Raw genomic sequence first — 23,294 nt, 5'->3', positions numbered from 1 at the left:
ACCCATACGCCGCGGCCCTTCAATGTGGCGCGCTGGGCGACGTTCTTTCCGATAATTACCGGTCGTGGTTATGGGTCCCGGCTTTCGCCGGGACGACGAGGGGAGGGAGCGCGCGAACAAATTCACATCACCCTCCCTGCCGCGGCGTGATGATCTCGATCTCGTCGCCGGCCTTGAGCGCGGTGTCGGCCCAGCGCCCCTTCGGCACCACGTCGTAATTCACTGCGATCGCGAAATGCGTGCCCTCGTAGTCGAGCTCGGCCAGCAGCGCGTCGACGCTGGCGGCGTTGATCTCCCGCTGCTCGCCGTTCACGATCACGCGCATTGCATCACCTCATTGTCGATTTCGCCGCGCGACAGATAGGCGAGCGTCAGCTCGGCCAGCGCCGGCGCCAGCAGGAAGCCGTGACGGTAGAGCCCGTTCACCGTGATGCGTTCCTGCTCGATTTTGATCTTGGGCAGATTGTCCGGAAAGGCCGGGCGCAGGCCGGCGCCGAATTCGACGATGCGCGCCTCGCCGAACGCTGGATGCACCACATAGGCGGCCCCTAGCAGCTCGAGCGCCGAGCGCACGCTGACGCCGTTGTCCTCGGCCTCGATCGAGGTCGCCCCCAGCATGAAGCGGCCGTCGCCGCGCGGGATCACGTAAAGCGGCCAGCGCGGATGGATCAGCCGCACCGGGCGCAACAATTCGACTTCCGCGGTCTCGATGACGATCATCTCGCCCTTGACGCCGCGCAAATTCGGTTCGCGGTCGCGCGCGGCAAGACCGCGGCAGTCGATCACGAGGCCGTCGAGATCGTCAGCCTCGGCGTCGCTGCCGAATTTGATGTCGCCGCCGGCTTTGGCGATCGCGGCATGCAGCCGCGGCAGCACGCGGCGCGGCTCGACATGACCCTCGTCGGGATAGAACAGGCCACTACCGAAGCGGCCCTCGAGCGACGGTTCGAGTTCGCGGACGCCCTCGGCGTCGAGCCGGCGATAACCTGACGTGAGGCGCGCAAAGCGCTCGAAATCGGCGCGGTCGCGCGGATGCGCCACCACTAGCGAGCCGTTGAACGCCGTTTCCGGAAGATGCTGCCGCCAGAGGTCCAGCGAGCGGATGCCGAGCCGCGAGATCACCGGCTCGGAGGCCTCTGCCTCGCACCACGGCGCCAGCATACCGCCGGCGAAGTGGCTTGTGGATTGCGTCATCGCGGCGTCACTGCGCTCATGCAGGGTGACCGCACGTCCGGCCTCTGCGAGCAGCAACGCATGCCAGGCGCCGGTTATGCCTGCGCCGATGATGGAGACGGGGGAATCCCCCCGCAGTCGTGACGTCTGATACATCCCTGTCCCTTCGCCGGCATGACCCGGATCAGGTTCAAAGGGTCACCGCGGTCCCGAACTGATCGTCGTGATGGCGAAGTCCAAGCTTGCGGTATCTCAGCTCCTCCTTCGGAGCACCCCTCGGAACGCCCCTAATGTAGGCGGATGGGCGGACGTGTCAACTTGTATGCCAGGAGCGGCACCGCGGTGGGCGCAGGGCGCTCGTGCTCCGAAAGCAGCGCAGCGCGACAGCGGTGCGCCGCGTCCGGGACACGCAAGCAGCTATTTGGGAGCGAGTTCCGGCTTCGGCTCGGCGGTATCGGCCGACATTTGGTCCGGCATCAGGTCCTGCTTGGCGAGCTCCTTCGGTGGCGCACCTGCGCCGCCATGGATCGCCTCCTTGAGGTGACCGCCGCGCTGCCGCTTTGCGACGTAGTAATACCCGCCCGCGAAATAACGCACGGCCCGGTTGAAATCACCATTGGCGGCGCGATAGGCGCCCGCGAGGTATTTGACGCCGTATTTTAGGTTGGTCGCGGCGTCGCGCAGCCCTTCGGCGGTACCCGTGTAGCCGACCCCGCGGGCGGTCGCGAGCTTGATCTGCATCATCCCGATGGCGCCGCCGCGCCCGATCAGCTGCGGATGGTACTTGCTCTCGCGCACGATGACGCGATGCACCAGCTCTTCCGGCACCAAATTGGCCTGGGCTTCGGCCGCCACCATCGCCTCATATTGCGCCCGCGATTGTGCATGCGCACCGGCGCAGGACGCCAGCACCGCAATCGCGGCGGCAAGGCAGCTAAGGCTCTGAAGGATCTTCATCTCGGGTTGCCCGGGTGATCAAACGCGCGTCGGTTCTGCGGTCTCATTGGTACGGCGAGCGGGCAGGAATGTGGCAAAACCTTCGCATCAGCGAACGTTCTGCGTCCGTGATTGTCCGGGTGCGGAAGAAGCGGACGACGCTTATGCGCAGACAGATGCTTCAAATTGTTTGCTTCAATCGTGTCAGCTGAAAATTGTCTTTGCGTCCGATTTTCTTCTACGATTTTCTCGCCCGCCTTTTGCTGCACACTATCCACAGCGGATTGTCGTGCAAACGACGCGATGAAGGTTTACACTCGTCGCCGACAGCGAGCGTGTTGAGTCAGCACGTCTGTCCATTCAAAAGCACGCAAGAAACAACATTCGGGAGATGCGCCATGGTCCGTCAGGACACCGGCTATATGCCTCGCGAAAATCCCTGCGCGCAATGCGGCAAGCCGATCGCCCGGCCCGATTGGGTGGAGCACAGCGAGGGGCGCACGTCGTTCCTGTGGAATTGCCGCGCCTGCAATTACCGCTTCGAGGCCATCGCGATCTACGACACAGCGCAGCTCACGCCGCTCGCCGCCTGATGCTTTAGGTTATCGGTCCGCTTCGTCGCCGATCAGCTCCAGCTGATCAGGCTGCGGATTTCCGCGGCTGCAATTGCTGCTGCCGCGCCGGCAGTTCGATCCGGACCACGAGCCCGTGCGGCTTGCGATCGTGCAGCGACAGCGTGCCGCCATGCGCGAGCACGATGGCGTTGGCAATCGACAGGCCAAGGCCAAAGCCTTCGGCCTCATCCATGTTGCGCGCCTGGTCGCCGCGCACGAACGGCTCCAGCACGCTGGCCTTGTGCGCGTCCGAAATGCCGGGGCCGTCATCCTCGATGTCGATGACGAGGCGATCCGGCTTGACGTCGAGGCGAACGGCAACTTCGCCGCCGAAGCGCACGGCATTGTCGACCAGATTGGTGATGCTGCGATGCAGGTCGGCCGGCCGCGCGGTCGCCATCGCGTGCTGCGGACCTTCGTAGCTGACCTTGTGTCCCATGTCGGCGAACTGGTCGGTGACGAGGTGCAGCGTGCTTGCGATGTCGACCAGCGTCATCTCCTCGAGCTTGCGGTCGTTGCGCAGGAACGACAGCACCGATTCCAGCATCGAGCGCATCTGGTCGAGGTCGCGCAGCATGCGGTGGCGATGGGTCTCGTCCTCGATGAATTCGGCGCGCAGCCGCATCCGCGTGATCGGCGTGCGCAGGTCGTGGCTGATCGCAGCCAGCATCTTGGTGCGATCGTCGATCAATGCCGTGATGCGCTCGCGCATCCGGTTCAGCGCCTTGGCCAGCGAGCGGATCTCCTCGGGGCCGCGTTCGGGCAGCGGCGCGGCAGCGCCGCTCAGGCTGAAGGTCTCCGCGGCCTTGACGAAGGATGATAGCGGCGCCGTCAGCGCCCACGCCGCCCACAGGCCGAGCAGGGTGACGCTGATGACGGCGAACAGCACCGTCATCATCCATGGCCCGCCCCAGAACGGCCGCATGTGCTGGTCCGGCATCAGGTTCGCGGCGAACATGCTGCCGTCGGGAAGGCGGATCGCGACGCGGCGAATCTCGTTGTCATGCGGCGTGCCGCCCGCCTCGCGCGGCAGAGAGTAGACGTGATAGCCGGCCCCGAGCCGGCGCAGCGCGTGCAGGCTCGGCGGGTCGGTCTCGGTGAGGGCGCCGGTATCGGACGTGAAGTCAGCGATCGCAAGCTGCGGGAAGGCTCTGATGACGTCGGCCTGGAGCCGCGGCCGCTCCGATGCCGGCGCGTGCCCGAGCAGTTGCGCGGCGGCGGCGAGCTGGGTGTGCCAGCGATCGGACGGCTCCGGCCGGTCCGGCCGATGAATCAGGAAGGTGGCGGTGATGATCAGGTGCAGCGCGACGATCGAGACGACGACCAGCGCCGCCATCTGGGCGCCGATCCCCCGCAGACTCAGCACGCGCAGCAGCTTCATGGTCAGTTGCTCGTGGCGGCAACCGCCTCCACCCTCGGAGTGAACACATAGCCGCCGGAACGCACCGTCTTGATCATGGTGGCTTCCTGCGGATCGGGCTCGATCTTGCGTCGGATACGGCTGACCAGCACGTCGATCGAACGCTCGAACGAGCCGGCGCTGCGGCCTTGCGTCAGGTCGAGCAGGCTGTCGCGCGACAGCACGCGGCCGGGCCGTTCGCAGAAGGTGCGCAGCAGGTCGAACTCGGCGCTGGTCATGGCGACGCGCGCCCCCTCGGGGTTGCGCAGCTCGCGCAGGCGGATGTCGATGCGCCAGCCGAGGAAGGTCAGCGTGGTCGCGCCCTCGATCGCGCTGGCGTTGCGCGCCGCGGCCTGCCGGCGCAGCACCGCGTTGATCCGCGCCAGCAGCTCGCGCGGGTTGAACGGCTTGGCCAAATAGTCGTCGGCGCCCATCTCGAGGCCGAGGATGCGGTCGACGTCCTCGCCGCGCGCGGTCAGCATGATGATCGGCGTCTGCGACTCCGCGCGTACCTTGCGGCACAGGCTGAGGCCGTCCTCGCCCGGCAGCATGACGTCGAGCACCAGCAGATCCACGCGGTGGTCGGTCATGGCCTTGGCCATCTCGCGGCCGTCGGATGCGGTCGTGACATGGCAGGAATTGGTGCGGAGATATTTTGCGATGAGAGACCGCGTTTCGCGGTCGTCCTCGACGACGAGGATATTGGGCGCAGCCTGGGTCATACCGACTCTTTTGTCCGTGATTCGGGGGAAGCGGCTCAGGAATTTTGTTTCAGTGCATTTCTGGAATCTTGCCCAGCATAACGAGTTAACAGGTCGGCGCTGTGGAGAAAAGTTATCGTTCTGTCATCAAGCCTAATCCGTTGAAATACGGGCGGAAGTTTCCGATGCCGCACGTCGGGTCCGTGGCGCCAGGGCCGCCCGGAAAAGGGTAGGGCGGCTGTCATATCCAGCGCCGGAACCCGTTCCCAGGCGACGCGTTGTTTCTCTTTCAGGCCAGGAGGGTGAGATGGCTGTCGAGGTCATGGCAAGGCCGCATCAGCTCATTGCAAGCGATCGCGTCGAGGGGACGGCGGTGCGCCGGGCCAATGGCGACATGATCGGCCATATCGAGCGGCTGATGATCGACAAGGTCTCTGGCAAGGTGTCGTACGCGGTGCTGAGCTTCGGCGGTTTCCTCGGGATCGGAACCAATCTGCTTCCGCTGCCGTGGGGCCGGCTGCACTACAATACGAAGTTCGAGGCCTACGAACTCGACATCGAGGATGATGAATTGAAGCGCGCGCCGTCGTTCCGTGCCGACAAGGAATTCGATTGGGGCGACCGCTCGCAGGAAGTCGAGCTGCATCGCTTCTACGGCGTGCCGCCCTATTGGGGCGGCTTCTGAACGGCACATCGCGCTCGATCGGCTTTCGTGATGCGGGGCGCGCTGCGAGGTGCGCGTGCGGATGATTTTGCGCAAGCGCGGTTCGCCGGGACGACTTAGTGAGCCAACCATCGTCACATCGGGGACTGCGCGCCCGGCGCAGTCGTGAGGCTTCAACCGCAACCCACTTGAGAGATCGCGGTCGTTTTCGTCAAGGACCGCAACGTTCCATGCGGTGCGCAATCCTCGGACTTGCCGCATCGCTTCCATCGCGTTGCCAGCATGGTGTTCCCAAGCATCGGGGCGGCTTTTGACCGCAGGCGCATTAGGAACGGTCACGCAAACCACGGGTTCTCCCAGCATCGATTTTGCGAACTGAGGAGAGCGCAACAATGTTGGTTAGATCCATCATCGCCGGCGTGGCCGGCTCCGCCTTGCTTGCAACCGTCGCGATTGCACAGACACCCACCGACAAGGGCGACAAGATGTCTCCTGCGGCGTCGACGACAACGTCGACCACGTCGGCGACCTCGTATCATGGCGACTGGCGCGCGTCGAAGGTCGTCGGCCTCAGCGTGTACAACGACAAGAACGAGAGCGTCGGCTCGATCAACGATCTCCTGATGGACAAGGGCGGCGCCATCAAGGCTGTCGTGATCGGCGTCGGCGGCTTCCTTGGCGTCGGCGAGCATCTGGTCGCCGTGCCGCTCGACAAGGTGAAATTCGCAAGTGAGCCGGTCGCCTACACCGGCGCCTCGAACACCAGCGCCGGCAGCACCAGCAAGACGACCACCACGGGCGCAGCGCCCGCCGCGGCGGCGTCGAAGCCTAATCCCTGGTATCCGGATCACGCGGTGTTCAGCGCGACCAAGGATGAGCTGAAGGCGATGCCCGAGTTCAAATACGCGACCGAGTAACGCGCATTGCGTTGCCTGAAAGACGAATGCGCCCGGCGATGCCGGGCGCATTTTGTCGCAAGGTGCAAGAAATCTGCGCCTGTTTTTACCAGCCCAGTTCGCGCAAGTACGCCGCGCGGGCGGCGACGCCGGTGTGGGTGAAATCCGTGAAGACCCCGTCCACGCCGAGACGGAAGAACTTCAGATATTCCAGGCCCGGGTCGCCGCGATAGTCGGCAGCCAGGTATTTCTTCTCGTTCCGGAACGTGAAGACATGCACGAACAGGCCGAGCTTGTGCGCGTCGGCAATGACGCTGGTTGGTTCTTGCGTCGTAGCCTCTGCCGTCGATCCCTTGTAGGGCTTGCCGTCGGTGTTGCTGTCCTTCCACGGTGAGACCTTGTAGGGGACGATGTAAGCCTTCCACGGACCGATGCCGTCGGCATAGGTCTTGATCTCGGCGAGGCCCGCGGGCGTCAGCATCGCATCGAAGGTGCGGCCGTCGCCTGCGACCGTCCAGTCGTACGGGCGGGAATTGGCGATGTTGTTGAGCAGCACCTTGCCGGTCTTGAAGTCGACGCCGTTGCCGTCGATCAGCTGGACCTGCCGGGTTTCCAGTCCATGACTGCGCATATATTTCAGGCTGCCGGGCTCGAAGCTCTGCACGATGATCGGCGCGTCCTTCGCATTGAGGCCGTTCTCCTTGATGATCTTGATCAGGGCATCCTCGAGCGGGTGGCTGCCGGGCGCGCCGCAGCCGTTGGCGATGGCCTGGGCATTGTTCCAGGTCGGATTCTTGGTTTCCGGATAGACCGCGATCGAACGTCCCGTCGCCTTGCTCTTGGCTTTGGCGATGTCGATGATGTCCTGGAAGCTGATGATCGGAAACTTGCCGTTGAACAGTTTTGGCCGTTCGTTGGCCGCATCATAGGTGGTGCCGGCGATCCAGCTCTTGAGCTCGTCCATGGTAAAATCGGTGATCGACCAATCATTGGTGTGGTCGTCGCCGTCGACGATCAGTGCTTTCAGCACCGATTTGGGATCCGCCGGATCGATCAGGTCGGTGGGATATTCGGCCGGCCCGCTGGTCGGTGTTTGCGCCCATTTCACCTTGACGGCAACGCCCGGCGCCGTGCGCTTGCGTTTCGCGACTTCCGCATTGGTCTTCGCCACTTCGGCAACGTTGGTGTTGTCGCCGAGCCATGGATTGTGGCGTGCCACCAGCACGCAATCCTTGGTCAGATGCAGATCCTCTTCGAGCGCGTCGGTGCCGAGGTCGGCAGCTAGCTCATACGAGGCCTCGGTCTCTTCGGGCACGAGGCCCGGCACGCCGCGATGCCCGATCACGAGCGGCAGCTTGCCGTCGACGGTCAGGAAGGGTTTTGCGCCGGCCGGCGCCGGGCCGGTTTGCGCTGATGCCATCGACGGCAGCAGCACCGCCAAAGCCGCCGCGCCGAGCAGCATCGCGCCAACATGCATCTTCCGTCGCGAACGAATCTGCCTCACGGCCAAGTCTCCATCTTTTGCGTGGCATCGGGGCGATGCCGTAAGGGCCGAGCCGCGTAGGGCCGCCGCTGTTGTCTTCTTTGTCGCAATCTTCTGACAGTCCGATGACTATTCGGCGAGGAAGGCAGACACAAGCTTCCGCGACGCGCCGGAGGGCGCACCTCATCGCGGCTCGCGGCCGGGCGTTGTGCGCGTCAACGTTCGATCCGGACGCTCATGCCGGGTTCGAGGCCTTCCGCTGCGCCTGCGGGGTCGAGACGCAGGCGCAGCGTGTTGCGGTCGTGATCGCCGATCACGCGCTCGGCCTGCCAGGTGGCGAACACCCCGAGCGGCCGCAATTCGGTGATGGCAGCCTTGGCGGCGGCGCCGGAACCGTTCGGTATCACGCTCACGGTCTTGCCCATCGCGAGGCCGTCGAGATGGTCCTCGCGCACATTGAACGACAGCCATTGCTTGCCGGCCGCCGCGATCATCAGGATCGGCTGACCCGCGCGCACGTTCTCGCCCACTTCCGCTGCGATCACGCTGACCACGCCGTCGACCGGTGCGCGCAGCACCATCTTGTCGAGACGGCGCTCGAGCACCGCGACGGCGGCCGCAGCCGCCTGCACTTGCGCGTCGGCGATGGCGCGCTCCTCTTTGGTCGGCCCCGCCACACCCGCATCGTAATTTGCCTCCGCCGCCACGCCGGCGCGCGCCGCGGCAACGTCGTTCTCGGCCTGGTCGAGCGCTTGCTGGGTTTCAAAACTCTGGCTCGCCAAGGTGGTGATCCGCTTGAGCTGTGTCTCCACATAGTCGAGGCGCGAATTGGCCTTGGAGATCGCGGCTTTCAGCGAGTCGACCTGCTCGCGGCGTACGCCGGCATAGACGTTGTTGCGGCTCGCCACCGCGGCGGCGAGCGTGGCCCGCGCCTGGTCCGCCTGTGCGGTCAGCTCGACGGCTGAGAGTTTGGCGAGGACGTTGCCGGCGTGCACTTGCGCGCCTTTCTCGACCGCGATCGACACCAGCTGGCCGTTCACTTCCGGCTCGATCCTGACCTCGGTCGAGCGGACCACGCCGACGATTGCGGGGACAGGCGTCGCGCGGCTCTCGGCGTAGATCAACGCACCCGCGACGAGCACAAGCGGGATCGCGACAATGGCTGCGCGCCTAGCGTTGGGCATCTTGCTGTCCTCTTTTGAACACCAGCGCGGAGATCACGGCGAGCACGAAATAGCCCAGCGCCAGGCACCACAGCCTGAGCCAGTCATGCGAGACCTCCCAGATGCTGGCGCCGAGCTGGTTGATACGCACGAGGCCGTCGATCGCCGAGTCGGCCGGAAACAGCCGCCCGAGCGCGGTCGCCGCAGGAGGGATGGCCTCGCGCGGCCACGCGAAGCCGGCGGTGAAGAATTGCGGCAGGCTGGTCGCCAGCAGCAGGATGGTGGCGTTCTCCGGCCGCGTGAACCAGGCGCCGATCGCCTGTCCCAGGAAGCTCGTCGCCAGCAGGAAGACGGTCGCCAGCGCGAAGATCTGCGGCAGATGCCCGAGCGTCGAGAAACCATAGATCCGCGGCAGCACGATCAGATAGAGCGCGAGCGCCGGCAGATAGATGGTCAGATGGGCAATGCCGCGCCCGAACACGCCCGCGACCAAGTTGCGAGAGTTCGCAACAGTGTTGCGCGAGTTCGCCAGCGCCGTGCCGGTCAGCATCGCCGCGCCGATCAGCAGCGTCTGTTGCAGGATCAGGATGAACGCCGCCGGGACGATGTAGCTCGCATAGCCGCCGACCGGGTTGAAGATCGGTTGCAGCAGGACGTTGGCCGGGCTGAGGCTCGCCAGCCTTGCCTTGGCAAGACTTCCCTCGGAACGGGCACCCCGCGAAGCCAGCTGCGATGTCAGCGTGCCGATCGCGGTGGCGACGCTGCTTGCGGTCGATCTGAAGACGAACAGATAGGTGGCGTCGGCGTAGACCGGGATATGAGCCGTCAGACCCTTGAGCACGTCGCGCTCGGTGCCCGGCGGAATCTGGATCGCGGCCAGCGCGTCGCCGCGATCGATCGCGGTGCGCGCCTCCGCGAGGGTGCGGGCGCGGACCGTCACGCTCAACGTTCCGCTGGCATCGAGCGTCTCGACGATCTGCCGGGAGAGTTCGCTCAGATCGTCGTCGACGATCGCGACGGGCAGCTTGCGCAGGATCTGGTTGAGATAGGGTTGCGGATAATAGATGCCGTAGATCACGGGGGCCAAGAACAGCAAAGTGAAGGCGCTGCGCGTTCCGAGCACGCGCCGCCACTCCGCCAGGAACGCGCCGCCGACGCCTGGCGGTGTTGGCTCACTCGCCGGCTCTTCGGCGGGCCGCGCCGTCTCGAACCAGCCCCTGTGCGTGAGGCTCGCCATGCGCAGCCATGCGAGGCCGGCGAACAGCAATGTGAGGCCGGCGAGCGCCGCAAAGGGAACGGCGGATTCCGAGGGCGGCAACCCGCGCGCCGCCTGTCCCATCAGGACCGCCATGTACCAGCGTAGCGGCAGGATCGCGCTCCAGACCTGCGCGAACGTGTTCATGCCGATGGTCGGAAAGCCAACACCTGCATAGCCGAAGGCGGGGGAGGCGATCAGGCCGGCAAGTCCCAGCCCCGTTGCGAGGTCGCCGACCAGAAGCTGCAACAGCGCGCCGAGCGACAGATAGGCGATGATCAGGAGCGAGCCGGCCGCGATCATCAGCAGCACGTCGCCCTTGAAAGGGATTCGCAGCGCACCCTCCAGCGCAAGCGTCACTGCCAGCATGATCACGACGAAGATGCAGAATAGCGGCGCCAGTTTGCCGGCCAGCGCGGCGACCGGATTGCCGCCGGCGCTTGCGAGCCACTCGCGGGCGTTGCGGCGGCGGAATTCGGAGCCGACCGAATAGCCCGCGGCGAGGGTGATCACCACATGGATGATGGTCGGCAGCAGCGCGCGCAGCAGGAACTGCGCGTAGTTCTTCTGCGGATTGACCAGCGCGATGGTCTCTGCGCTCAGCGTGCCGATCGCGGCCGGCGCCGCGGCGGCGCGCCTGGCGGGCGCGCCGGCGTTCGCCGCGGCAGTCAGGCTGTCGCTCAGTCCTGAGGACGCGATGCCGGCGGCGGTCAGGAATTGCTGGTTGTAGAAGCCGACCACCTGCGGGCGGCGATCGGCCCGCAGGTCGCGTTCGAAATTCGGCGGGATGAAGATCGCCGAAATCGACTTGCCGGACCGGATGTCGTGCACTGCGGTCGACAGCGACCCGGAGTCGTCGACGATTCTCAGGTTCGGCGACGCCGCCACGAGCTGCGTCAGTACGCGGGAGGCATCCGACTTGTCGGCGTCGACGATCGTCACCCCAAGCCCGCGGATCACCGGCTGGCTGAACACGGTGGTAAGCACCATGAACGCAAACAAGGGCACGCCGAAGATCAGCAGCAGCGCCACGCGGTCGCGCGCCAGCCACTGCCACTCGCGCCGTGCGACCCGCCAGAATCCGGGCTGCGATGCCAGTCTCATTGGCGCGACCGCCAGTCGAGATAGGCGCTCATGCCGGGCCGCAGCTCGGGCACCGGCTGCACCGGATAGGCCCGGATCGAGAATGTCCGCAAGTCGAAATCGCCGGTGGCGCGGGTCGCCCGCCAGCTCGCATATTCGCCCTTGGTTGCGATCAGCTTGACTTCGACCGTGACATGGCGGTCGTCGAACGCCGGAATGCGGACGTCGAACTTGTCGCCGACCTTCAGGCCCTTCACCAGATCCTCGCGCAGATCGAAATGGATCCAGAGATCGCCGAGATTGATCAGCGTTACCAGCGGCACGCCCGGCGACACGAATTCGCCCGGCTCGACGTTGCGCTGATAGACCTGCGCCGCGACCGGCGCGTACACCGCGAGCTGATCGATCACCGACTGGACGCTCTGAATGTCGGCTTCGGCTTTCTCGACATTGGCTTTCGCGATCGCGCGTTCTTCCTTGGTGTAGCCGTTGACCGCCTGCTCATAGGCCGATTTCGCCTGATCGAGCCCGCGCTCGGCTTCGTGCAGCGCGTCGGTGGTCTGGTCGAGGCGCGCCTGCGGCGCGTTGCCTTGCTCGGTCAGTGTCTTGGCGCGGTCGAAGGTCTTCTGGGCCAGCACCTGCGCGGCCTCCGCGCGCGCCATTTCCGCCTTCCGCGCGGCGATGGTCTCCGCCCGCGTTCCAACCAGGACGTTGGCGAGTTGGGCGTCCGCGACCGCCTTGGCGGCGCGCATCTGATCTTGCTTTGCCAGCGTTTCCGGATTGTCGATCTTCACCAGCACGGCGCCCGCCGCCACGTTCTGGCCGCGCTCGACCGGGATGTCCTTGACCCGTCCGTCGACGCGCGCGGCGATATCGAGCCGCGTTGCATCGACCTCGCCCTGCACGAGCAGCGGCTCGGGCCGCAGCAGATAATAGACCGACAGCGCAACGATGATCGCGGCAATCACGCCGACAATGATGGCCGGCATGCGCGTTGCCGCGTGCGCATTGTCCTGGCGCGCTGCTTGTGGTGGCTCCGACGTGCTTCGGCTCTCGTTACCAGAAGGTGACACGTCCATAGCTGACCCCACATTGGCTCACGACCAGGATAGTCATTCACTATGGCGTGGATGTTAAATCCTGCCAACCTCGCCAGCCTGTCCGATCCGGCTCGAATTTGACCGGAGCAACCGCGTCCGGTGCCGCTGACGCGTGCGCGTGGCGTCCATCTCAGATGGAGATGGCGGGCGCATCGAACCCTCCAGCCGCACCCGCCACCACGATCATTCCGAGATTTTCGAACTGTCGAGGAATATCGAGCTGTTCCGTCGCGTTCCGAGGGCATGAGAATTATACTTTACGATAGTAAAGTTTTGTGCCATAGTGCGTTCGACCGGGCGGGCAGGGTGCCTCCACCGCCGCGGGCCATCGACCGAAAATGGTCGCGAACACCGGGATGAAACGATGATCGAGGAACGCGACATCAGCGTCGCCATGAGGGACGGGACCCGTCTTGCGGTCGACGTCTACCGTCCGGACGCAGCCGGCCGATACCCCGTGCTGTACGCCTCGGCGCTGCACAACAAGGACATCCAGGGCCCCGACATCGCGGACGTCTTGCCGCCGCAGCCAGCCCACGCGCCGTTATGGTTCGGTCCGATCGAGGCGGGCGATACGCGTCGCTTCATCGCCAATGGCTACGTCCACGTGATCGCGCAGCCGCGCGGTTCAGCCAAGTCGGAAGGGCATTACGGCCACGAGGACACCGACCATTACGACCTGATCGAATGGATCACGCAGCAACCATGGTCGGACGGCAAGGTCGGGATGGTCGGCATCTCGGGATTTGCCGGCGAGCAATGGCGCGCGGCCGCGCAGGGGCATCCCGCGCTGAAGGCCATCTTCCCGTATGACGCGTGCAGCGCCTACGGCGGCATGTTCGGATTCCGTGACTTCAATCCCGGCGGCGTGCTGCACAGCTTTCCCTATCTGCTCGACGTCTTCAGCACGGTCCATGAATCGCGCGACCGGCCCGCCGAGCTGCCGCCCGCCGAGGAAGAACTCTGGCGCCGGGCGATGCGCAACCCGGACTTCAAGCAGTACATCAACCTCTACAACATCCTGACCCAGAAGGGGCAACGCACCTTCATCATGTATCTCATGATGACGCATCCCTGGGAGGCGGACGGCACCGTCGAGCGCGCGGAGGAGACTTTCCGGAAGATCAAGATTCCGTTCTACACGGGTTCCGGCGCCTATGCGTACACCTACAAGCTTCACTGGCTCGGTGCGCAGCACTATTTCCAGAACGTCGATGCGCCGAAGAAGCTGCTGTTCACCGGGCCTGCGCATCTCGAGCGGCCGTTCCATCAGCACCACGATGAAATCCTCCGCTGGTACGATCACTGGCTGAAGGGGCACGACACCGGCATCATGGACGAGCCGCCGGTGCGCTATTGGCTGATGGGCGCCAACGAGTGGCGAACCGGCACCAATTGGCCGCTGCCGGAAACGCAGTGGACCAAATACTATCTCTCGCATTGGGAGACGCTGTCGACCGAGCCGCCGCGGCCGGCCGCGGAGGTCGGCGCTTCGGCGCGCGAGCCCGACGTCTTCACGCAGATGCCGGTGACGCGGACGACCAAGGTCGAACGGCTGCGCTACATGACCGAGCCCCTGCCGCACGACGTCACCGTCGCCGGCCCGATCACGCTGACGCTGCATGCCGCGATCGATCAGGACGACACCAACTGGATCATCGTGCTCAAGGACGTCGGGCCCGACGTGTCGGTGCGCACCGCGCGCGAGGACGAGCGTGACGTGCCCTCGACCTTGCCGGAGCGCGAGCTGACGCGGGGTTGGCTAAAGGCGTCCTATCGCGCGCTCGACGAGCAGCGCTCGAAACCCGGGGAGCCTTTCCACAAACTGACACAGGATGCGATCGCGCCCGTGACCCCGGGAGACGTGGTCGAATACCAGATCCAGATCCTCGCCACCGCGAACCAGTTCAAGGCGGGTCACCGCATCTGCCTCGATGTCACGTCGATGGACGTCCCGACCGGCACGGGAGCCATGACCAACGTCGAGTACATCCCGTATCACGTCTGCAGCAGCAAGACCGTCACTCACAAGATCTATCGCGATGCGGAGCGGCCGTCCCATCTGCTGCTGCCGATCATTCCCTCGTCCGTTGACCGGCGTCCGGCCTGACATCTCATAGAAGGAAACGCGACCATGAAGACGATCAGATTTGAAAGAGATGGCGCCATCGGCAACATTGTCCTCGCCAATCCGCCATTCAACCGCCTCGACGCGCGTTTCGCGGAGAACCTGCGCGCGGCGGTGCGTGAGGCGAGTCAAAGCGACATTCGGGTGCTGGTGGTACGCGCCGAGGGACCGCATTTCAGCTTCGGCGGCGAGGTGCGCGAATGGCCGGGCAAGGACGTCAACTGGTTCAGGACGTTCGTTGCCGACGTGAACATCGCCTATCGCGCTATCGAGATGCTGAAGATCCCGACGGTCGCGGTGGTGCAGGGGATAGCCTTCGGCGGTGGCTTCGAGCTCGCCCTGGCGTGCGATTTCCTCGTTGCAGCCGATAACGCGACCCTCCGTTGCGTCGAGGTCACGACGGCGATGCTGCCGATCGCCGGCGCGTTGCAACGCATCGCGGAGCGCGCCGGGCGGGCGCGTGCATCGCGATTTGCGATGCTCGGCGAGCCGATCTCCGGAGCCGAAGCGGGCACGCTCGGAATTGCCACCCATGTGGTGCCCGAAAGTGCGCTGACGGAGACGGCGACCGCATTGGCGCGGCAGCTCGCGACGGGGCCGACCAGGTCATATGCCGCGACGCGCACCCTGCTCAAGGCGTGGTCAAGCGGCGGCGTCGCCGCCGCGGATCTCGTGATGCTCGATGTCGCGATGGAGCTCTACGACGGTCCCGACGCCCAGCGCGGCTTTGTCAATACGGCGGCAGCCTTCGACAAGGATATCGAGCCGCCGCCGCTGGTGTTCGAAGGCAAATAGACCGACTGCGCGTCAAGGATGGCATGGCTGCCGGCGATGGGCTCGTGAACACGTCGGGTGACGTCGGGCCGGAAACCATGTTAGTCGAAGGCCGCATGACGAAGAAAGCGAGCCCGGCGGCTGCGCGTCGCGGCCGCCCGCGGCAGCGAGCCGAACAACAACGTTCGATCGAGACCCGCGCCTCGATCCTCGATGCAGCCATCGCCGAATTCGCCGAACGCGGGTTCGAAGCCGCAAGCATTCGTGCCATCGCCGATCGGCTCGGCCTGCAGCATCCGCTGATCACCTATCACTATCGCAGCAAGGACATCCTGTGGCGGGCGGCAGCGGAGCACGCCTTCGCCCAGATTCGCGCCGGTTGGGATATTTCGGCGCCCGAGACATCCGATTTGTCGCCGCTGCAGCGACTGCGTCAGGAATACACGACGCTGTTCCGGTACACGGTCGCATTTCCTGAATTCCATCGTTTCATGCGGCAGGAGACGCTGACAAACAATCCGCGGCTGAAATGGGTGGCGGAAGCGATTCTGGCTCCGCTGCTGGAGCGACTGCTGCCGCAGATCATCGCGGTTCAGAAGCAGGGTTTGCTCCCCGCCGTCGATCCCATGCTCTTTCACTACATGATGGTCAGCCTGACCGCGACGCTTTCCGAATTCGGGCCGGAAATGCAGGTGACGGGCGGATTGGCCTCCGCGGACCCGAAGGTCATCGAGGCGTATTGGCGCCTCGTTGACGAGACTGTGTTCGGGAAACAGCCCAAGGAACGCGGCTGAAGCACTCGCGCGCGTCGCCGCCGCTGCAGCCGCGCTGCGCGATCAGACCTGTCCTGCAAGCCGCGCAAGATCACCCGGATCACACGGACATTTGAAGTCCCGCGCGCGAATAAATCGCATCCGATTAAATCGAGTTACTTGAATCTCGGTCGTGTCGCGCCTTTATCAGGCGGGAACGAATTAATCGTATGCGATGTAAATCGCGGGAGCGCTACCATGACTACCAGGATTTCCCACCTCGCCAGGACGTTCAGGACCAGGACGTTGAAAACCGTCGCGCTGGTCGCGGCGCTGTCGGCCATCACGGCGACGGCGGCCTCGGCCCAGGCCGCGATCTCCGAGCCGGCAGCCTACCAGGCGCTGTATCCGTATCGCGACGTGCTCAACAACGGCGCGCCGACCCGCGCGGCCGCCCTGGTGCTGCTACCGCCGGCGGTGCTGCAGGCGATCCAGCAGCGGGAGGCCGGCATCGGTGTCGCGGATGTGCCGCGTCACGTTTCGCGTCGCGCCAGGCGCTGACTGTGCGGACCACTCTCGCGGCTGTGATTGAATGATAACAATCATTCTATTGACGCCGGACGTGCCGCGACTACGTCCAAATAAAGAACCTTCCCTTACGACGGAGACGTTCCATGACCAAGCAGACCAACGACCTCTCAAACTACTATCGCTACGAACTGGTGCACGGCGACCATGCCGATTTCATCGCCTATCAGCGCAATCTCGGCGCCGGCGTCTGGCAGACGTTCTCGACCTGGATGATCCCGCGCGGCAATGCCGATTGAAGCGCGATGAAACGGCGGTGAGTCTGCTTCAGCGCTGACTGACCAAGCGGTCGATAGGGATTGATCGCACAAAGAAAAGCGCCCGGTTGATAGCCGGGCGCTTTCTTGTTTGCTGTGGCCGGGCGGCCTGGCCGCCCGCAGCGGCGCGCGCGTCAGTTCGACTTCACCAGCGGGCAGCCGCCCTTGTCGAGCGGGCGGAAGGCTTCGTCTCCCGGGACGGTGGCGATCAGCTTGTAGAGATCCCACTCGCCCTTGGATTCCTCGGGCTTCTTGGTTTCGAACAGGTACATGTCGTGCACCATGCGGCCGTCGATCCGGATATGGCCGTTCTTGGCGAAGAAGTCGTTGACCGGCGTCCTGCGCATCTGCTCCATCACCTTCGGCGCCTCGTCGGTGCCGATCGCCTCGATCGCCTTCAGGTAATGCATGGTCGCGGAGTAGAGGCCGGCCTGGATCATGGTCGGCATGTGGCCGACCTTCTCGTTGAAGCGCTTCGAGAAGGCTCGGGTCTCGTCGTTCATGTCCCAGTAGAAGGCGTCGGTGACGATCAGGCCCTGTGTCGCCTTCAGGCCCAGCGCGTGGGTGTCGGTGATCTCCATCAGCAGAGCGATCATCTTTTGCCCGCCCTGGGCGAGGCCGAACTCGGCGGCCTGCTTCAGCGCTGTGGTGGTGTCGCCGCCGGCATTGGCGAGCGCCACGACCTTGGCCTTGGAGGCCTGCGCCTGCAGCAGGAAGGACGAGAAGTCCGGCGAGTTCAGCGGAGCTCGTACCTCGCCGAGAACCTTGCCGCCGCTCTCCTTGACGACGTTGGCGGCGTCACGTTGCAGCGCCATGCCGAAGGCGTAGTCGGCGGTGACGAAGAACCAGGTGTCCTCGCCGCGCTTGACCATCGCCTTGCCGGCGACGTTCGACAGAGCGTAGGTGTCGTAGGTCCAGTGCACGGTGTTGGGCGAGCAGGCACTGCCGGTGATGTCGGAGGAGCCGCCGCCGGAATTGATGTGGATCTTGTTCTTCTCGCGCGTCAGCGCGGAGATCGGCAGGGCGACCGAGGAGGTCGGCACGTCGAGGATCGCATCGACCTTGTCGTTGTCGTACCAGTTGCGCGCGATGTTGACGCCGACGTCGGGCTTGTTCTGGTGATCGGCCACGACGACCTGGATCGGCTTGCCCTTCACCTTGCCGCCGTAATCTGCGACCGCCATCTCGACCGCGGCGACCGAGCCCTTGCCGGTGGCGTCCGCATAGAGGCTCGACATGTCGGTGAGCACGCCGAGCTTGACGACGTCGTCGGAGATCTGGGCGTTCGCCGCGGTGCCGGAGACCGCCAGCGCGAGGCCGGCCGCTGCTGCGGCCAAGAGCGATTTCATCGTGTTTCTCTCCCTGATTTTTCGTTCGAGGTTGCTTCCACGGGCACCTTCTATCCGGTGCGGCAACCTGTCGCAAAGACGACTTTTTGGGCATGCGTAGGGCGCGGGGCGGATGGAACGCCGGGATTCGCGCCCTACAGCGCCGGCAGCGCGCTGACGGCAGCCTTGATGGTGCCGTCGGTCTCCACGATCACCCGGAGCGTCTTCGAATCGAACGTGATGCCGGCAAGGCGGATGCTGTTGACGTCGGCATCGACGCGGATGCCTTCCTCGTTCTTCTGCAGGTCGGCGATGGCGGCGGTGATCTTCCGCTGCGCGTTGGTCGCGAATGGCTTCAGGTCGACCACCAGCCGATCGGCGAGCGCCTGCTGCAGATGCGGGATCGCCGCGCGCGCGGTGGCGCCGAGCAGGCCGAACGCGGCCTCGGACTCGACCGCCAGCTCGACGTCGGTCAGCCGCAGCGTCTGCGCCGCCTGGTCGAGCCGTGGCCGGCCCCAGATGTGCACGTTCGCCTCGGCGCCGAGGCCGAAGAAGCTCTTCTTCTCCTTGGCGCGCACCAGAAGCGAGATCAAAAGCCGGTCGCCGGAGGCGGCGATACTCGCGCTCTTGACGGTCACGTCGACCGGGCCGGAGCCGTCCTCGGGGAAGGTCTTGCCCTTCAACTGCGCCTCGACCAGTTGCGTCAGCGTGGTGAAGGACATGTCGACCGGCAGGCCGACCGAGACCTTGCTCGGCATCGGCGGCACGATCGCGAGTTTATCGGGAAACGGGCAGTTCGGCGTGGTCTGCGTCTCCGTGATCCGTGTCTCGGCCTCGATCCCCATGGTCAGGATCAGCGAGGACGCATCGACCTTCGGCTGCGCGGCGATCGCGCGGGTCGGCCGCAGCTCAAGCCACATCGGCGGCATCGACGCGGTGCCGCCGGTGCCTTGCAGCGGGATCGAGCGGCAGGCCTTGGTCCATTGCGTGCGGGCGGCGTTCTGGAACACCGGGTTGTTTTGCAACCGCGCCTCGACCACGGAAATCTGGTCGGCGACCGCCTTGTCGATGACCGGCTTGACCTGGGCCGGCACGCTGATGCGAACGCCTGCGGCCGATAGGCTGGTGTCGCCGAGATTGACCTGCGCCTGCAGGTTCGGCTCGATCCGCCAGGACGCGCCGAGCTTCGGCCGCGCAGTCAGCGTGACGCTGCCCTTGATGTCGGCATTGGCGTTGATGTTCTTAATGTTCACGGCGCCGATCTGCTTGGCGACATTGCCGCCGAGCAGGCTGCCGAGTGCGTTGCTGACCGCGCCGGTCGCCTGTGCCGACAGCGAGCCGGTGACCTTCAGCGTGCCGTTGATCGGCGTCGTCAGCGTCAGCACGTCCTGCGCGCCGGTGGCTGCGATCGGCCCGCGCGAGGCGGTCCAGCCGATGTCGGCATTTTGCAGGATTTGCTGGACCGGGTTGTCGGCCTTGCCGCCGAAGGTCTTCGGCGCGCCGCGCTCGGCGGCATCGCGGATCGCCGACAGCGCGACCGAGACCTGCGCCACGACCGTCGACGAGCGCGGCGCCTGCGGCAACGGCGGCAGCTGCACCAGCGGCGGCGCCTGCACCGTGACGCTCGGCGCGAGCCAATCCATGGCCTTCAGGCTGATCGCGAACGAGACCAGCACCACCGTGAGTCCGAGCGCGATCGTTCTTGGATGCATCGGTAGACGCATCATTCCCCCGGATGAAATCAACTTGACGGGTTGTACAGGCCCGCCGACGAGGGCGCCAGTGTGGCGGGATCAAGCTGCTTCAGGGGCGGCCGCCCGAGATCACTTGGACGTTAACGACCTGGACGTTAGCGACCTGGACGTTAACGATTATGAACGCAACAATGGCCCCGGCATGATGCCGGAGCCGTTCGTCAATGTCTGAATGTGTCGGGTTTAGCGGACGGCCGAGCCGAGGTCGGCACGGCGGTCGGTTATCGGCAGCACGATCACCTTGGTGCCGACGTTGACCCGCGAATAGAGGTCGGTGACGTCCTCATTGGTGAGGCGCAGGCAACCGGAGGAGACGCGGGTGCCGATCGTCTCCGGCGCGTTGGTGCCGTGGATGCGGTACACGGTGCCGCCGAGATACATGGCGCGGGCGCCGAGCGGGTTGCCGGGGCCGCCGGCCATGTGGCGCGGCAGATAGGGCTGACGGGCGATCATTTCCGGCGGCGGGGTCCAATCCGGCCACTCCGCCTTCTTGGTGATGGTCTGGGTACCCGACCAGGTGAAGCCGTCGCGGCCGACGCCGATGCCGTAGCGCATGGCCTGGCCGTTGCCCAGCACGAGATAGAGGTAGGTGTGCGGGGTATCGATGATGACGGTGCCCGGCGCCTCGCGGGTCGGATAGGCGACGACCTGGCGGCGCAGGCGGGCGGGCAATTCGACGGAACGGTCTTCCTCCTGCGCCTGCGGCATCGTCTGCACCGGCGGCTGCACCGCCTCGGTCGGCGGCGTCAGGATGAAGGGGAACATCGGCAGCGGCGCGGCCGCGGCGGAATTCGAGAAAGCGACGGCGCCGATCGCCAGCGCACCGAAGGCGGCGGCAGCGAGACGTGCGTTCAGCTTGATGGAATTGAACATTGTCGACCCCTGTTGTTTGCGCCCTGCGCGCCGGTTCCGGCGCGTCGTTGGCTCAAACCAGTACAGGTGAGGCGTTTCAGGACGTTTGCACGAAATCGCCAAAATGGTTTCGTGGCGTTAGGGATTTGTTTCGTCCGTGTTTCGTCGCACGGTTAAGGGAGCGTTGCCGGGGTAGGTTGTACCGCATCAGGACATCTATCCCGGCACGAGGCTTGCTGTCCGAAGGCGTGGTTTGGAATGGAGTGGAAGTCATGCCAGCGCCTTCGATCGGGAGCATGCTGGATCAGCAGAAGGGCTTTGGTCCCGGGTTCGATTTTCTCCGCGTTGCGCTCGCCATCGCCGTCGTCGCCGGCCATACGCCCTACGTCGCCACCGGTCGCGGTGACACCGATCCGACGTCGGTTCTCTGGTTTCCGCAATTTGCCATCCTCGTGATGTTCTTCGCATTGAGCGGATTCCTGATCGCCGCAAGCGGGCTGCGGCTCAGCGTTAGGGAATTCCTGATCAATCGCGGATTGCGAATCATTCCGGCGCTGGCGGTCGAGATCGTGCTGTCGGCGCTGATCCTCGGGCCGATCTTCACGACGCTGCCGCTCTGGGATTATTTCACCAGCGCCGGCACCTGGAAATATTTCACGAACGTCGTCGGCCTCGTGAACTACACCCTGCCGGGCGTGTTCAGCGACAATCCCGCGCCGGAGGTTAACAGTTCGCTGTGGACCGTGCCGTTCGAATATGGCTGCTACGCGGTGATGGCGGTCATCATGGCCTTGGGGCTGCTGCGCAAGCCGGCCCTGATCGTGACCGGCGCCGTCGTGCTGGTCGGTATCGGCTTCGCCGTGCAGTTCACGGGGCATGCCGCAACGCCGCCCCAACTGCCTGCCGGCGTCGCAGGCACGCTGCATGACAGGATCTTCAGCACGGCGCTGTTCCTCGGGCGCGGTGCGAAATTGCCGGTCGCCTGTCTGCTTGCAATCGCGGTCTACCTTTACCGCGACCGCATTCCCTATGACGGGCGCATTCTCGCCGCCTGCTGTGCGCTCTGCCTCGGCGCCGTGCTGCTTGGGCCGGCGGCGTGGATGACCCAGCCCGTCCTCAATGCCGTCATTGCTCCGGCGCTGGTCTACATCACCGTGTTCCTCGGTGTCTCGAAGCTTCCGCGGCTGCCGCTGCTTTCGAGGGGTGACTATTCCTACGGGATCTATCTGTACGGTTTCCCGATGCAGCAGGTGGTGAAGGTGTGGCTGCCGTACGCGTCGCTGATTGTCCAGTTCGCCGTCGCGCTGGTGCTGATCACGGCGTTCGCGGCGTTCTCCTGGCACTGGATCGAGAAGCCGGTCCTGAAGCTGCGTCGCCATTTCTCGTTCGTGGCGCGCAAGCGGCTCGAGCCGGATGATATGGCCCGAACGCTCGAGGGGATCGGGCCACTCGCCGTCAGCGTTAGCTGCAGCCGGAGCGCGCGGTCTTCCTGACGGGCACCAACAACGCCGCCCGTGCTCAGGGCTGCAGGAGCGCCGCCGGCGCTCAGAAATGAACTTATCCGGCCAGTCCGTCCCACAGCAGCTTGGCCGCAGTGACGACGAGAATGGCATAGCAGAGGCGGTAGAGCGCGCGCTGGTCGAGGCGTTCGTGCAGCCGCCAACCGGCCCAGACGCCGACCGGCACGGCCGGTATGCAAAGCGCCATCAGCATCCACAGGCTTCGCGACGGCGTGGCGAGCACGAGCCACGGACCGGCCTTCAGCAAATTGCCGACCGTGAAGAACAGGCTGGTGGTGCCGGCGTAGCGCGCCTTCGACATGCCGAGCGGCAGCAGATAGATCGCAAGCGGCGGCCCGCCCGAATGCGCGACCATCGTGGTGACGCCGGAGGACAGCCCGGCGAAAGTGGCCTTGATCGTCGAGCGCGGCCGCGGCTTGATCTCGCCGCCGCCGATGAACCACAGCGCGGCGAACACCAGCGTCACCAGGCCCATCACGATCTCGACGGCATGCCGGTCGAGATCGCGCAGCACGAAATAGCCGAGGCAGATGCCGACGACGAGCGCCGGCAGCAGCCTCGCGAGGTCGACGCGCGACCACGTATTGGGGCGCCAGAACCGCAGCGCCGTGATGTCCATGACGACGAACAGCGGCGCGAGCAGTGCGCCCGCCGCGATCGGATCCATCGCCAGCGAGAGCAGCGGGATGCCGACGATGGCAAAGCCGCCGCCGAATGCGCCCTTCATGAAGGCGATCAGGAACACGCCGGCCAGCGCGACCGCGAACACGAACGGCGCGGGCATGTCGGCGAGGATGGACGTGATCATGGTGTCGTGCCGAGCGTTGTGGTCGTACGCAACATGGCCACGCGCGCATGCGCGCGCAATCCAAAC

General features: G+C 65.2%; 22 protein-coding genes and 1 riboswitch. Of the genes, 9 read left to right on the top strand and 13 right to left on the bottom strand.

Going from position 1 to position 23,294, the window contains the following annotated elements; all coding sequences use genetic code 11:
- Nucleotides 1-127: 127 nt before the first annotated feature.
- The 3 genes from thiS to ACE103_RS31490 form a co-directional block, all read right to left on the bottom strand.
- On the bottom strand, nt 128-325 hold the full coding sequence (gene thiS, locus ACE103_RS31500) for a sulfur carrier protein ThiS (protein ID WP_375776218.1): 198 nt from the start codon (nt 323-325) through the stop codon (nt 128-130).
- Nucleotides 316-1,329: an FAD-dependent oxidoreductase gene (locus ACE103_RS31495; protein WP_375776217.1), complete on the bottom strand. Its 1,014-nt coding sequence runs from the start codon at nt 1,327-1,329 to the stop codon at nt 316-318. Before ACE103_RS31495 ends, thiS begins: the two co-directional genes overlap by 10 nt.
- A riboswitch (TPP riboswitch) is annotated at nt 1,317-1,460 on the bottom strand. It overlaps the preceding gene by 13 nt.
- 130 nt (nt 1,461-1,590) lie before the next feature.
- Nucleotides 1,591-2,130 carry a transglycosylase SLT domain-containing protein gene (locus tag ACE103_RS31490; protein WP_375776216.1) on the bottom strand — a complete coding sequence of 180 codons (540 nt, stop codon included), beginning with the start codon at nt 2,128-2,130 and terminating at the stop codon, nt 1,591-1,593.
- 377 nt (nt 2,131-2,507) lie between these two features.
- Here ACE103_RS31490 and ACE103_RS31485 point away from each other — a divergent pair, with 377 nt between their 5' ends.
- A complete protein-coding gene (locus tag ACE103_RS31485; protein ID WP_050403193.1) occupies nt 2,508-2,702 on the top strand; it encodes a hypothetical protein in 195 nt (64 codons plus the stop codon).
- A 46-nt stretch (nt 2,703-2,748) separates the two neighbouring features.
- Here the strand turns inward: ACE103_RS31485 and ACE103_RS31480 are convergent, their stop codons facing one another.
- Both ACE103_RS31480 and ACE103_RS31475 read right to left on the bottom strand, forming a co-directional pair.
- Entirely contained in the window at nt 2,749-4,104 is a 1,356-nt protein-coding gene (locus ACE103_RS31480) for an ATP-binding protein (RefSeq protein ID WP_223975350.1), read from the bottom strand.
- Nucleotides 4,105-4,106: 2 nt separating this feature from the next.
- Entirely contained in the window at nt 4,107-4,844 is a 738-nt protein-coding gene (locus ACE103_RS31475; RefSeq protein WP_021079973.1) for a response regulator, read from the bottom strand.
- A gap of 286 nt (nt 4,845-5,130) precedes the next feature.
- Here ACE103_RS31475 and ACE103_RS31470 point away from each other — a divergent pair, with 286 nt between their 5' ends.
- Nucleotides 5,131-5,508, top strand: coding sequence for a PRC-barrel domain-containing protein (locus tag ACE103_RS31470; protein WP_375776215.1), 378 nt, complete (start codon nt 5,131-5,133; stop codon nt 5,506-5,508).
- Nucleotides 5,509-5,879: 371 nt separating this feature from the next.
- Nucleotides 5,880-6,404, top strand: a complete 525-nt coding sequence (locus tag ACE103_RS31465) for a PRC-barrel domain-containing protein (protein WP_375776214.1) — start codon at nt 5,880-5,882, stop codon at nt 6,402-6,404.
- A gap of 85 nt (nt 6,405-6,489) precedes the next feature.
- Here ACE103_RS31465 and ACE103_RS31460 read toward each other — a convergent pair whose 3' ends face one another.
- The 4 genes from ACE103_RS31460 to ACE103_RS31445 all read right to left on the bottom strand — a co-directional run bounded on the left by ACE103_RS31460 (nt 6,490) and on the right by ACE103_RS31445 (nt 12,356).
- Nucleotides 6,490-7,887 (bottom strand): glycerophosphodiester phosphodiesterase family protein, encoded by a 1,398-nt coding sequence (locus tag ACE103_RS31460; protein ID WP_375776213.1) that lies wholly within the window; start codon nt 7,885-7,887, stop codon nt 6,490-6,492.
- A gap of 194 nt (nt 7,888-8,081) precedes the next feature.
- Complete coding sequence (locus ACE103_RS31455) at nt 8,082-9,050, bottom strand: HlyD family secretion protein (RefSeq protein WP_375776212.1); 969 nt, start codon at nt 9,048-9,050, stop codon at nt 8,082-8,084.
- A complete protein-coding gene (locus tag ACE103_RS31450) occupies nt 9,037-11,388 on the bottom strand; it encodes an ABC transporter permease (RefSeq protein ID WP_375776211.1) in 2,352 nt (783 codons plus the stop codon). Before ACE103_RS31450 ends, ACE103_RS31455 begins: the two co-directional genes overlap by 14 nt.
- Nucleotides 11,385-12,356, bottom strand: a complete 972-nt coding sequence (locus tag ACE103_RS31445) for an HlyD family secretion protein (RefSeq protein ID WP_375776210.1) — start codon at nt 12,354-12,356, stop codon at nt 11,385-11,387. The genes ACE103_RS31450 and ACE103_RS31445 overlap by 4 nt, the downstream gene beginning before the upstream one ends.
- A 475-nt stretch (nt 12,357-12,831) precedes the next feature.
- On the opposite strand from ACE103_RS31445, the gene ACE103_RS31440 reads away from it, so the two are divergent.
- The 5 genes from ACE103_RS31440 to ACE103_RS31420 all read left to right on the top strand — a co-directional run bounded on the left by ACE103_RS31440 (nt 12,832) and on the right by ACE103_RS31420 (nt 16,948).
- Entirely contained in the window at nt 12,832-14,577 is a 1,746-nt protein-coding gene (locus tag ACE103_RS31440; protein ID WP_375776209.1) for a CocE/NonD family hydrolase, read from the top strand.
- A 24-nt stretch (nt 14,578-14,601) separates the two neighbouring features.
- Nucleotides 14,602-15,390: an enoyl-CoA hydratase/isomerase family protein gene (locus ACE103_RS31435; protein WP_375776208.1), complete on the top strand. Its 789-nt coding sequence runs from the start codon at nt 14,602-14,604 to the stop codon at nt 15,388-15,390.
- Between the two features lie 23 nt (nt 15,391-15,413).
- Complete coding sequence (locus tag ACE103_RS31430; RefSeq protein WP_375776207.1) at nt 15,414-16,163, top strand: TetR/AcrR family transcriptional regulator; 750 nt, start codon at nt 15,414-15,416, stop codon at nt 16,161-16,163.
- A 216-nt stretch (nt 16,164-16,379) separates the two neighbouring features.
- On the top strand, nt 16,380-16,682 hold the full coding sequence (locus tag ACE103_RS31425; RefSeq protein ID WP_375776206.1) for a hypothetical protein: 303 nt from the start codon (nt 16,380-16,382) through the stop codon (nt 16,680-16,682).
- Nucleotides 16,683-16,795: 113 nt separating this feature from the next.
- A complete protein-coding gene (locus ACE103_RS31420; RefSeq protein WP_172803558.1) occupies nt 16,796-16,948 on the top strand; it encodes a hypothetical protein in 153 nt (50 codons plus the stop codon).
- Nucleotides 16,949-17,100: 152 nt separating this feature from the next.
- Here ACE103_RS31420 and ACE103_RS31415 read toward each other — a convergent pair whose 3' ends face one another.
- The 3 genes from ACE103_RS31415 to ACE103_RS31405 form a co-directional block, all read right to left on the bottom strand.
- Nucleotides 17,101-18,315, bottom strand: a complete 1,215-nt coding sequence (locus tag ACE103_RS31415; protein ID WP_375776205.1) for an ABC transporter substrate-binding protein — start codon at nt 18,313-18,315, stop codon at nt 17,101-17,103.
- A gap of 134 nt (nt 18,316-18,449) precedes the next feature.
- Complete coding sequence (locus tag ACE103_RS31410; protein WP_375776204.1) at nt 18,450-20,018, bottom strand: DUF4403 family protein; 1,569 nt, start codon at nt 20,016-20,018, stop codon at nt 18,450-18,452.
- A gap of 213 nt (nt 20,019-20,231) precedes the next feature.
- Complete coding sequence (locus ACE103_RS31405) at nt 20,232-20,921, bottom strand: L,D-transpeptidase (RefSeq protein ID WP_375776203.1); 690 nt, start codon at nt 20,919-20,921, stop codon at nt 20,232-20,234.
- 251 nt (nt 20,922-21,172) lie between these two features.
- On the opposite strand from ACE103_RS31405, the gene ACE103_RS31400 reads away from it, so the two are divergent.
- Entirely contained in the window at nt 21,173-22,393 is a 1,221-nt protein-coding gene (locus ACE103_RS31400; RefSeq protein ID WP_375776202.1) for an acyltransferase family protein, read from the top strand.
- Between the two features lie 64 nt (nt 22,394-22,457).
- Here the strand turns inward: ACE103_RS31400 and ACE103_RS31395 are convergent, their stop codons facing one another.
- Nucleotides 22,458-23,228, bottom strand: coding sequence for a sulfite exporter TauE/SafE family protein (locus tag ACE103_RS31395; protein WP_375776201.1), 771 nt, complete (start codon nt 23,226-23,228; stop codon nt 22,458-22,460).
- Nucleotides 23,229-23,294 lie beyond the last annotated feature (66 nt).

Origin of the sequence: Bradyrhizobium sp. ma5, assembly GCF_042258955.1 — a bacterium.
GTDB lineage: Bacteria > Pseudomonadota > Alphaproteobacteria > Rhizobiales > Xanthobacteraceae > Bradyrhizobium.
This window is presented reverse-complemented; position numbering and strand designations above follow the sequence as displayed.